Genomic DNA, 10878 nt, shown 5'->3' with positions numbered 1-10878 from the left:
GCAAATCCTACATGTTATAGGGCGGTCATCCACCGGGTTGGCCCGGCTGGATCGGTATCCCAATGGCCCGGGGTGCCGAGGGAACCGTTGAAGCGCCGCGCGACGGCATCGGGAGCTTGCAGATGATCAATGGACGTGTGAACCCGGCGAACCGCCTGGAAGATCAGGGCATCACTGGCCTGGGCAACGTTTATTACAACCTGATCGAACCCGCGCTGGTGGAAGCCGCGCTGAAGCGTGGCGAAGGGACGCTGGGCAAGGGCGGTGCGTTCTACTGCACCACCGGCAAGCACACCGGCCGCTCGCCCAAGGACAAGTTCGTGGTGCGCACCGCCTCGGTCGAAAACTCGATCTGGTGGGAAAACAACGCCCCGATGGATCCGGCCAAGTTCGATGTGCTTTATGCCGACATGCTGGCGCACATGAAGGGCAAGGACTATTTCGTCCAGGACCTGTATGCCGGCGCCGATCCCGAACTGCGCCTGGACGTGCGGGTGGTGACGGAACTGGCCTGGCACGGGCTGTTCATCCGCCACCTGCTGCGCCGCCCGAACGCGGACGAGGTGTCCGGCTTCCAGCAGGAATTCACCATCATCAACTGCCCCAGCTTCAAGGCCGATCCCGCGCGCCACGGCTGCCGCAGCGAAACGGTCATCGCGCTCAACTTCGACAAGAAGCTGATCTTGATCGGCAACACCGCCTATGCCGGGGAAAATAAGAAATCGGTGTTCACCCTGCTGAACTACCTGCTGCCCGAAAAGGGCGTGATGCCGATGCACTGCTCAGCCAACCACGCGATCGGCGATGTGGCCGACACCGCCATCTTCTTCGGCCTGTCGGGCACCGGCAAAACCACGCTGTCGGCGGACCCCGCGCGCATCCTGATCGGCGATGACGAACACGGCTGGTCGGACCGCGGCACCTTCAACTTCGAAGGTGGCTGCTATGCCAAGACCATCAACCTCAGCGCCGAGGCCGAGCCGGAAATCTACGCGACCACCTCGAAATTCGGCACCGTGGTCGAGAACATGATCTTCGACGCGAACACGCTGGATCTGGACTTCGAGGACAACTCGCTGACCGACAACATGCGCTGCGCCTACCCGCTGGAGTACATCTCCAACGCGTCCGACAGCTCGCTGGGCGGCCATCCGCGCAACGTGATCATGCTGACCTGCGATGCCTATGGCGTGCTGCCGCCGATCGCGCGGCTGACGCCGGCGCAGGCAATGTATCACTTCTTGTCGGGCTTCACCTCGAAGACCCCGGGCACCGAGGTTGGCGTGACCGAACCCACGCCGACCTTCTCGACCTGCTTCGGCGCGCCCTTCATGCCGCGCCGCCCCGAGGCCTATGGCAACCTGCTGCGTGCCAAGATCGCGGCGAATGGCGCGACCTGCTGGCTGGTCAACACCGGCTGGACCGGCGGCGCCTTCGGCACCGGCAAGCGGATGCCGATAAAGGCCACCCGCGCCCTGCTAACCGCCGCGCTGGACGGGTCGCTGAACGGCGTGACCTTCCGCAAGGACGCGAACTTCGGCTTTGAGGTTCCGGTCGCCGTCCCGGGCGTGGACAGCACCCTGCTGGATCCGCGCGCGACCTGGGCCGATCAGGCCGCCTATGACGCGCAGGCCAAGAAACTGGTCGAAATGTTCGCCGCGAACTTCGCCCAGTATGTCCCCTATATCGACGACGAAGTGAAAGCCGCCGCCATCGGCTGATCGCGGATCAGGGCGAAAATCAGGGCCGGGGCGGCAACGCACCCGGCCCTTTTCTTTCTGCGCGCGGCCACTAGGCCCGCAGACGAAGTCGCGCCATACTGGGCGCATGATGCCGGGTCCGATCCTTGTTGCGGTGATTGCGGTTGCGCTGGCACTGGCGGCGGCGAAGCTGGTTTTGCTGATCGCCCACGCGGTCTACCCGCGTCCCACACCGCCGCAGGGAAAGGATCTTTGCCTGCCACCACCGGCAGATGCGCCGCTGGCGCGCGCCCTGGCCCCGGCGCTGGCCGCCCATCCGGGGGAAAATGGCATCCACGCGCTGGTCGATCCGCCCGATGCCTTTCACGCCCGGATCGGCCTTGTCGGCGCCGCGCACCATTCGATTGATGCGCAATATTATCTGTGGAAGGCTGATACGGTCGGCCTTGCGCTGCTTCAGGCGTTGCGCGACGCCGCCCGGCGCGGTGTCCGTGTGCGGCTTTTGCTGGATGACAACGGCACCGCCGGGCTGGATGACATCCTGTCGCTGTTCGACGCCGAGGAGAATGTCGAGGTCCGGCTGTTCAACCCCTTCCCGATCCGACGAGCGCGGGTGCTGGGCTATCTGTCCGATTTCGCGCGGCTGAATCGGCGCATGCACAACAAGGCGATGATCTTTGATTCGACCATCGCCGTACTGGGCGGGCGCAATATCGGGGATGATTATTACAGCAATCTGTCCGGCGATCTGTTCATGGATATGGATGTGGCCGTGGCAGGCCCCGTGGTGGCCGAACTTTGTACCCAGTTCGACGCCTATTGGAACGCCCCCGCCGCCATCCCCCTGCGCGCCCTGTGCCCCCCGCCGACGCCCGCCCGCGCCGCCAGCCTGCGCGCCGCCGAGGCCGAGGTTCTGGCTCGCCCCGAGGCCGCGATCTACCTGGCCGGCGCGGCGCGGGACAGCATGGCGGCCCAATTGCTGGCGGGCACCACCGACCTTGTCTGGGCAAGGGCCGAATTGCTCTATGACCCACCCGAAAAGGTCGAAGGTCGGGTGCGCGATCGTGACATGCTGTGGCGCTTTCTGCGCGCCGCACTGGGCCGGCCGCAATCCGAACTGGTGCTGATCACGCCCTATCTGGTGCCGGGGCGCGCAGGGATTAGGGCGATCCGGCGGTTCACCGACGCGGGGGTGCGGGTGCGGGTGTTGACCAATTCCTTCGCGGCCACCGATGTCGGCATCGTCCACGCGGGCTATGCCCATCGCCGCCGCCCGCTGCTGCGCGCCGGGGTGGACCTTTATGAATACGCCCCCGATGCCGAAGCCACGCCCCCGCCGGATCTGCTGGGCAAGCAGATCAAGGGCACCTCGCCGTTTTCGCGCAACAAGCTGCATGCCAAGGTCTTTGCCGTAGACCGGGCGCGGGTCTTCATCGGATCGTTCAACTTTGACCCGCGATCGCTGCGGCTGAACACCGAACTGGGCATCGTGATCCATTCCCCCGAAATTGCGCGCATGATCAGCGATGCATTTTCCGGCTTCATCCCCGAGCGATCCTGGCGGCTGACGCTGACGCGCACCCAAAGGCTGCGCTGGCGCCGCCCCGGCCGCCCGCCGCTTCGGCGCGAGCCGCACACGACTTGGCCCCAGCGCGTCTTTGTCGTGCTGGCCTCGTGGTTGCCGATCGAGTGGATGCTGTAGCGGCCGCAACCTAGCTGTTGCGGCTGCGCCGGACCTTGCGTGCCACGCCACGTTCCTTGGCCTTCAGCGCCGCCGACTTGCGTCCCCGCGGCCCACCCTTGCCGCCATGGCGGCGGCCTGCGGGCAGGGGGTTGCCCTCCAGCTCCAGCAGCTCCAGCATCAGGCCGCCGGTCATCGGGATCGCCTCGGCCAGGCGCACGGTGACGCGCTGGCCAATCCCGATGGTCACCCCGGTATCCGACCCCACCAGCGTCTGCGCGTCGCGGTCGTAATGGAAGTACTCCCGCCCGATCGATCGCACCGGGATCAGCCCGTCCGCGCCGGTTTCGTCCAGCTTCACAAAGGCGCCAAAGCGTTGCACACCGCTGATCCGGCCCGCGAATTCGCTGCCCACCCGATCGGCCAGATAGGCCGCCAGATAGCGGTCGGTCGTGTCCCGCTCCGCTGCCATCGACCGGCGCTCGGTATCGGAAATGTGCTGGGCGGTTTCTTCAAGCGTTTCAATATCCGCGGGGCTTAACCCGTCATCGCCCCAGCCATGCGCCGCAATCAGCGCGCGATGCACGATCAGGTCGGAATAGCGCCGGATCGGCGAGGTGAAATGCGCATAGGACCGCAGCGCAAGCCCGAAATGGCCAAGGTTCTGGGGATGGTAATAGGCCTGGGTCATCGACCGCAGGGTCGAGATGTTCAGCAATTCATCAAACTCGGTGCCCTCGGCCTGCGCCAGAAGCCGGTTCAGATGCGCGGTTTTCAACACCTGCCCCTTGGCCAAGGTAAAGCCCGAGGCTTCGGCGACATCGCGCAGCGCCTCAAGCTTTTCGGGGCTGGGCTCTTCGTGGACGCGATACAAAAGCGGGCGGCGCAGACGCTGCAATTCCTCGGCGGCGGCGACATTGGCCAGCACCATGAATTCCTCGATCAGCCGATGCGCATCAAGCCGGTCCTTGAAGGCGACCGAGGCGACCTTGCCATCCTCGCCGATCACGATGCGCCGTTCGGGCAGGTCAAGTTCCAGCGGCTGGCGCGTAGCGCGGGCGCGCATCAGCGCGTTGTAACAGCCATAAAGCGGGGTGATGATGTCATCGACCAGCGGCTTCAGCCGGTCCGACGGGGCGCCATCACGCGCGGCCTGCACCTCGGCATATTCCAGCGAGGCCACCGATTTCATCAACCCGCGGGTAAAGCGGTGCGACAGCTTGTTGCCGCCCGAATCAATCTTCATGCGCACCGCGATACAGGCGCGCGGCACATGTTCGTGCAGCGAACACAGATCACCCGACAGCCGGTCCGGCAGCATCGGCACAACGCGATCGGGGAAATAGGTGGAATTGCCGCGCTTGCGGGCCTCGCGGTCAAGGGCCGACCCGGGGCGGACATAATGGGCCACATCGGCAATGGCGACCCACAGGATGAACCCGCCTTCATTGGCCGGGTCGTCATCGGGCAGCGCCAGGCAGGCATCGTCCCGGTCACGCGCATCCGACGGGTCGATGGTGACCAGCGGCAGATCGCGCAGATCTTCGCGCGCGCCAGGGCCCGCAGGTTCGGCGGTATCGGCCTCAAGAATGACGGGGTCGGGAAAATCGTCGGGGATGCCGTGCTGATGAATCGCGATCAGGGACACCGCGCGCGGCGCGGTGGGATCGCCCAGCCGTTCGATGATCCGCGCGCGCGGCAGGCCCAGGCGCCCCCGGGGGCCGGCAAATTCCGCCTCGACCAGTTCGCCGTCGCGCGCCTCAAGGGTCTTGCCGGGTTCGACCGTCCATTCCTTGTCTTCGCCCTTGTCGATGGGCAGAATCCGCCCGCCCTCGGCCGTCTTGCGGAAGATGCCGACGATGCGATGCGCGGCCACGCCGATCTTGCGGATCAGGCGGGCGTCATAGCTGTGATCTTCGGCCGCGACCTCGGTCAGGCGGGCAAGAACCCGGTCGCCTTCGGCCACCGGCGCATCCTGGGGGCCGGCCACGAACAGGATACGCGGCGCGGGGCCGCTGCCTGCCCATTCCATCGGGCGCGCGAACAGATCGCCCGCCGCGTCGGGGGCCAGGATCTGAACCACGGTGACAGGCGGCAGCTTTTCCACATCGTGGAAGCTGGATCGGCGCCGGGCAAGGACGCCATCGGCCTCCATCTCCTTCAGCAGGCGTTTCAATTCGATCCGTGCGGCGCCCTTGATCCCGAAGGCCTTGGCGATGTCACGTTTCGCGCCGGCGCCGGGGTGGTCGGCAAGCCAGTCGAGGATCTGTTCTTTGGTCGGGATCTGGGTCATGGGCAAGGATTAGCACGGGCCGAAGGCGGCGTCATGACGGAAAGCGCAAGGCAGGGCCCGGCACAGGCGGGGGCGCTGCCCCCGCACCCCCGAGGTATTTTGGGCAAGATGAAAGGGGTCAGGCGAAATAGTCGCGCAAGATGCGGGCGTAGATGGATTTGAGCTGGGCGATCTGGGCGATCTCGACCCGTTCGTCGACCTGATGCATGGTCTTGCCGACAAGGCCGAATTCCAGCACCGGGCAGTGATCCTTGACAAAGCGCGCATCCGACGTGCCCCCCGAGGTGGAAAGCACCGGCGCCAGGCCGGTTTCCACCTGGACCGCCGCGGCGACGAGGCGCACGAAATCGCCCGGCGGGGTGAGGAAACTTTCCCCCGAGATTTCGCTGCGCAGGGTCAGGGTGACGCCGGTTTCGGCCTCGACCGTGGTCAGCAGGGTTTCGGCCCAGCGGGTCAGGCTTTCACCGGAATGGGCATCGTTGAAGCGGATGTTGACCGTGGCGCGCGCCTTGGCCGGGATCACGTTGTTGGCCGGATTGCCACAGTCGATCGTGGTGATTTGCAGCGTCGAGGCATCGAAATGCGCGGTGCCCTGATCCAGCGGCGCGGCGGTCATCCGCCCCAGAAGCGTCACCAGCGCATGCAGCGGGTTCTTGGCGCGATGCGGATAGGCGGAGTGGCCCTGAATGCCCTGCGCTTCAAGATAGAGTGTCATCGAACCGCGGCGGCCGATCTTCATCATCTCGCCCATATGTTCAGGGCAGGTGGGTTCGCCGACCAGGCAGACCGACATCGCCTCGGCCCGATCCGCCATCCAGTCCAAAAGCGCGCGGGTGCCATCGTGGCCCGCGCCTTCCTCATCGCCGGTGATCGTCAGGATCACCGCGCCATCGGGTGGGGTTTCGGTGACGAAATCGACCGCGGCCGCGACAAAGGCGGCAACGCCGGATTTCATGTCGGTCGCGCCGCGGCCCCAAAGTTCGCCCCCGTGGATTTCGCCGCCAAAGGGGTCATGCGTCCAGGCCGATGCGTCACCGACCGGCACCACGTCGGTATGGCCATTGAAGCCAAAGCTGCGCGGCGCCCCCCGGACGCCCCAGCGGGCGAAAAGGTTCGGGATACCGTTGCGATCGACGCGATGACATTCAAAGCCCGCATCGCGCAGGATCCCTTCCAGCAGCGTCAACGCGCCGCCTTCGAACGGGGTGACCGAGGGGCAGCGGATCAGGTCTGCGGTCAGCTTCACGGGATCGAGCGGCATCGGCACCTCCTTCAGATGCCACAGGATTAGCGGCCCGGCGCGCGGGGCACAACTGTTGCCGCTCTGCAACCCTGGGGCGTTCACGCGCGGATGGCGGCAGGAAACCCTCGCCCGCGGTCGCGAAGCTGCCCTATCGTAAGGGCAAGAATGACCCGAGGCAGGGCAGACACCGGGGGCAAACCCCCGTCAGAGCAGTATCGCCGGATGATCCGTGACAAGCGGGCGCGGCAGATGTGTTTGCACGGGCCTCCGGCGCGCAGGAGGCAGGCATGGCAATGGAAGGCATGGCAGAGGGCGGCTGGATCGCGGCCCATGTGCCCGGGGAAGGCGCGCTGACGCTTGATGCGCGACCGTTTCCGGCGCTGGCGGGGCGCGGGACACTGTTGCTGGAATTCACCACGGGCGCGGATTTTGCCGGGCCGATACGGCTGATCCACCTGGCGACGCGCACGCCCGAGCCCCGGCTTTTGTCGCTTGCAATCACGCCCGAGCGGCGGATCGAGGTGATCCAGCTGCAGGGCGCGGCCTTCCATGCGCTGTCGATCGATGCAAGCACCGAACTGGCGACGGGCGGGCGGATGCGTCTGTCCTGGCGATGGGACACGGCCGACCGTCAAAGCCTGCTGACGCTGGAGGCGCTGGACACCGGAACCCTGCGCCAGAATGCCGGCGCCGATCCGCTGCCACTGCCCCGGATTGATCTGGAGGCACTGACCAACCGAACCGGGGCTGCGCGGATCGGGCTGCAGGTGGACTGGCTGGCGCTTGGCGATCATCTGCAGCCGGTGGGTCCAGCGGGGTGTTTCGCCCCGGCGACGCAGATCGAGACACCGCAGGGGCCGCGACCGGCCAATCTGATCCGCGCAGGTGATCTGGTGGAAACCGTGGATGCCGGGGCGCAGCCGGTGCTTTGGTCCGGCCGGGTCAGCCTGCCGGCCCTGGGGGCGCTGCGCCCGGTCCGGCTTTGCGCGCCTGTCTACGGACGCACGCGCGACCTGTGGCTGCTGCCGCAGCATCGGATCGCGGTAGCTGGGCCTGCGGTGCAGGGGCTTTTCGCCAGCGAAGAGGTTCTGGTGGAAAGCCGCCATCTGGTTGATGGGCGCGGCGCGCTGCAACCGGATCGAGCCGCAACGCTGACCTGGCAGGGGATTTTGCTGCAGGATCATCACCTTCTGATCGCGGATGGCTGCCGGATCGAAAGCCTGGGGCTTGGTCGGCTGGCCAGAAGCACCGCCTTGGCGATGACGACGGCGCTGGCCGATCTTGCCGCCAAGGGCCGCCTGCCGGTGCATGACACACCGGCCCGGCCCATCCTGTCGGATCACGACGCGCGCCGACTGGCCACCGCCCGGGACCGCGGATCACGCGCCGCCTGAGCCATAGGCATGGCCGATAACTGGCGCGACACAATCATACCCCTTGATGCGGTTGCGCGAATTTTTATTGCGCAGCAAATCAAGACTGCCTAAGCATTGTGCAACTGCAGAAAGGAACCGACTCATGCCGCATGATGGGGCTGCGATGCCGAAAACCGCCATTCTGACCGACCTTCTGGCCCTGACCAATGCCGCCCTTCCCGAAGTGGCCGCGCTGACCGCATCCGCGACCGAGGCGTTGCGCGCCCGGGTGACCCGCGATGGCAAGATTTCCGGCGCGGCGCTGGAGGCCGATCAATTCGCGGCCCATGCCCTGTCGTGGTTGACCACCTACAACCACTCGCTGACCCAGCTGCGTGCCTGGGCGGGCCGACTGGCCGAGGCCGGGCAGTTCGGCGACATGGAAGCCCTGATCCTGCAGATCGGCTTTGGCGAATACCTGGCGCAGATTTTGGGCGGCATCCCGATGAGCCAGGGCGAAACCGCCCGCCTGTCGGACCTTGACCAAAGCTGGACCCCCGGCCCCGCCGCGGCGCAGCTGATCGCCCAGGGCAACACCCCCGCCGCGCGGACCGCGCTGGTGGCGTTGATGCGCGACAATCAGGGCCGGGCGACCTTTGGCGCCTCGGGTCTGGATGACGATCTGGAAATGATCCGCGACCAGTTCCGCCGCTATGCCGACGAACGCGTCGCCCCCAATGCCCATGAATGGCACCTGAAGGATGAGCTGATCCCGATGGAGGTGATCGGCGAATTGGCGGAACTGGGCGTCTTTGGCCTGACCATCCCGGAAGAATACGGCGGGCTTGGCATGTCGAAGGCATCCATGGTCGTCGTGTCCGAGGAACTGTCGCGCGGCTATATCGGCGTCGGCAGCCTTGGCACCCGCAGCGAGATCGCCGCCGAGCTGATCCTGTGTGGCGGCACCGAGGAGCAAAAGGCCAAGTGGCTGCCCAAGATCGCCTCGGGCGAGATCCTGCCCACGGCGGTCTTCACCGAACCCAACACCGGGTCCGACCTTGGCAGCCTGCGCACCCGCGCGGTGAAAGACGGCGACGACTGGGTGATCACCGGCAACAAGACCTGGATCACCCATGCCGCGCGCACCCATGTGATGACGCTGCTGGCGCGCACCGACCCGAACACCACCGACTATCGCGGCCTGTCGATGTTCCTGGCCGAAAAGATCCCCGGCACCGACGAAAACCCCTTCCCCACCCCCGGCATGACCGGCGGCGAGATCGAGGTGTTGGGCTATCGCGGCATGAAGGAATATGAACTCGGCTTCGACGGCTTCCGCGTCAAGGGCGAGAATATTCTGGGCGGCGAACCGGGCAAGGGCTTCAAGCAGCTGATGGAAACCTTCGAATCCGCCCGCATCCAGACCGCTGCGCGCGCGATCGGCGTGGCGCAGGCCGCGGTCGAGGTCGGCATGCAATATGCCATCGACCGCAAGCAGTTCGGCAAGTCGCTGATCGAATTCCCCCGCGTGTCCGGCAAGCTGGCGATGATGGCGGTGGAAATCATGATCGCGCGGCAGCTGACCTATTTCTCGGCCTGGGAAAAGGATCACGGCCACCGCTGCGACCTTGAGGCCGGGATGGCGAAACTGCTGGGCGCCCGCGTGGCCTGGGCCGCGGCGGACAACGCGCTGCAAATCCACGGCGGCAACGGCTTTGCGCTGGAATACCAGATCAGCCGCATCCTGTGCGACGCCCGCATCCTGAACATCTTTGAAGGTGCTGCGGAAATTCAGGCGCAGGTGATCGCGCGGCGCCTGCTGGGCTGATCCGGCTGAACTCGCGGAACAGGCGGGGCTTGGGCCCCGCCTTTTTCATGCCCGCGTCAAGGCCTCGATCAGCCGTGCCCGCGCCGCAGGCAAGGGGCGGGTGCCAAGGTCCACCGAAAGCCGTTCCCCCAGAAAGAACCCGGTCAGGGCCAAGCCCTGCCGCAGTTCTTCCACGCTGGCAGGCCCCTGCCCCAACAGGCATTGCGGCAGGGGCAGCAGCCGCGGCGCCCAGTCCCCCGCGCCTTCGCGGCTGACGGCACGGCCGGTTTTCGGGCTGACAAAGGCCAGATCCTCGCGCGTGCCGGTGACGGCGCAGCGGGTCAGGTCAAGGCCGTAGCCCAGTTCTTCCAGCAAGCCCATCTCCCAGCGAAGATAGGCCAGAAGCCAGCCCGGCGCAGCACCGGCCATCAGGTCAAACAACGGTTCCGTCATCGCGTGCAGCGCGGGGTGCGGTTCGCGTTCGGGCAGGGTGTAGCTAAGCAGCGCGCAGGTGGCATTCAGCCCAAGAAGCGCAAGGCGGTCCGACAGAACACTGGCGCGGCTTGCCAGCGGTTCAACCGTGAAGCTGCCCATGTGATCTTCCAGGCGCGCGCGCCAAGCCACCGCGACCCGGCTGCCCGGCTGCAACACCGCGGCCAGGCGGCGCGAGGCCCCGCCCCGCACGACCCCGGCGTGCCGGCCATGCGCGGCGGTGAAGACCTCGGCAATCGCCGAGCTTTCGCCATGCGGGCGCACCGCGATGATCGTGCCTTCGTCGCGCCAGTCCATCATGCCCTTC

Annotated in this window: 7 protein-coding genes; 4 read left to right on the top strand and 3 right to left on the bottom strand. The window is 66.3% G+C overall.

Going from position 1 to position 10878, the window contains the following annotated elements; translation table 11 throughout:
- Positions 1–122: 122 nt before the first annotated feature.
- A complete protein-coding gene (locus MXB90_RS04290) occupies positions 123–1721 on the top strand; it encodes a phosphoenolpyruvate carboxykinase (RefSeq protein ID WP_250041476.1) in 1599 nt (532 codons plus the stop codon).
- A 109-nt stretch (positions 1722–1830) separates the two neighbouring features.
- Positions 1831–3402 carry a phospholipase D-like domain-containing protein gene (locus tag MXB90_RS04285; protein WP_250041475.1) on the top strand — a complete coding sequence of 524 codons (1572 nt, stop codon included), beginning with the start codon at positions 1831–1833 and terminating at the stop codon, positions 3400–3402.
- A gap of 10 nt (positions 3403–3412) precedes the next feature.
- Here the strand turns inward: MXB90_RS04285 and rnr are convergent, their stop codons facing one another.
- Together rnr and dapE are read right to left on the bottom strand one after the other, a co-directional pair.
- Positions 3413–5674 (bottom strand): ribonuclease R, encoded by a 2262-nt coding sequence (gene rnr / locus MXB90_RS04280; RefSeq protein WP_250041474.1) that lies wholly within the window; start codon positions 5672–5674, stop codon positions 3413–3415.
- A gap of 118 nt (positions 5675–5792) precedes the next feature.
- Positions 5793–6935: a succinyl-diaminopimelate desuccinylase gene (dapE, locus tag MXB90_RS04275; protein WP_250041473.1), complete on the bottom strand. Its 1143-nt coding sequence runs from the start codon at positions 6933–6935 to the stop codon at positions 5793–5795.
- 269 nt (positions 6936–7204) lie between these two features.
- On the opposite strand from dapE, the gene MXB90_RS04270 reads away from it, so the two are divergent.
- Together MXB90_RS04270 and MXB90_RS04265 are read left to right on the top strand one after the other, a co-directional pair.
- Positions 7205–8311 carry a Hint domain-containing protein gene (locus MXB90_RS04270; protein WP_250041471.1) on the top strand — a complete coding sequence of 369 codons (1107 nt, stop codon included), beginning with the start codon at positions 7205–7207 and terminating at the stop codon, positions 8309–8311.
- 124 nt (positions 8312–8435) lie between these two features.
- Complete coding sequence (locus tag MXB90_RS04265; RefSeq protein WP_250041469.1) at positions 8436–10100, top strand: acyl-CoA dehydrogenase family protein; 1665 nt, start codon at positions 8436–8438, stop codon at positions 10098–10100.
- Between the two features lie 45 nt (positions 10101–10145).
- On the opposite strand, the gene recO is transcribed toward MXB90_RS04265, so the two are convergent.
- The gene (recO, locus tag MXB90_RS04260) at positions 10146–10871 is read right to left on the bottom strand and encodes a DNA repair protein RecO (protein WP_250041466.1); all 726 of its coding nucleotides are present in this window, start codon (positions 10869–10871) and stop codon (positions 10146–10148) included.
- Positions 10872–10878 lie beyond the last annotated feature (7 nt).

The organism is Phaeovulum molybdatiresistens (assembly GCF_023544865.1).
Taxonomy (GTDB): Bacteria; Pseudomonadota; Alphaproteobacteria; order Rhodobacterales; family Rhodobacteraceae; genus Pontitalea.
Note: the sequence above shows the minus strand (reverse complement) of the source record. Positions and strands in the feature narration are given on the sequence as shown.

Bases quoted from the DNA above. Each gene is read 5' to 3' on its own strand.
- MXB90_RS04290 (WP_250041476.1), top strand. From the start codon at position 123: ATGATCAATGGACGTGTGAACCCGGCGAACCGCCTGGAAGATCAGGGC.
- MXB90_RS04285 (WP_250041475.1), top strand. From the start codon at position 1,831: ATGCCGGGTCCGATCCTTGTTGCGGTGATTGCGGTTGCGCTGGCACTG.
- rnr (WP_250041474.1), bottom strand. From the start codon at position 5,674: ATGACCCAGATCCCGACCAAAGAACAGATCCTCGACTGGCTTGCCGAC.
- dapE (WP_250041473.1), bottom strand. From the start codon at position 6,935: ATGCCGCTCGATCCCGTGAAGCTGACCGCAGACCTGATCCGCTGCCCC.
- MXB90_RS04270 (WP_250041471.1), top strand. From the start codon at position 7,205: ATGGCAATGGAAGGCATGGCAGAGGGCGGCTGGATCGCGGCCCATGTG.
- MXB90_RS04265 (WP_250041469.1), top strand. From the start codon at position 8,436: ATGCCGCATGATGGGGCTGCGATGCCGAAAACCGCCATTCTGACCGAC.
- recO (WP_250041466.1), bottom strand. From the start codon at position 10,871: ATGATGGACTGGCGCGACGAAGGCACGATCATCGCGGTGCGCCCGCAT.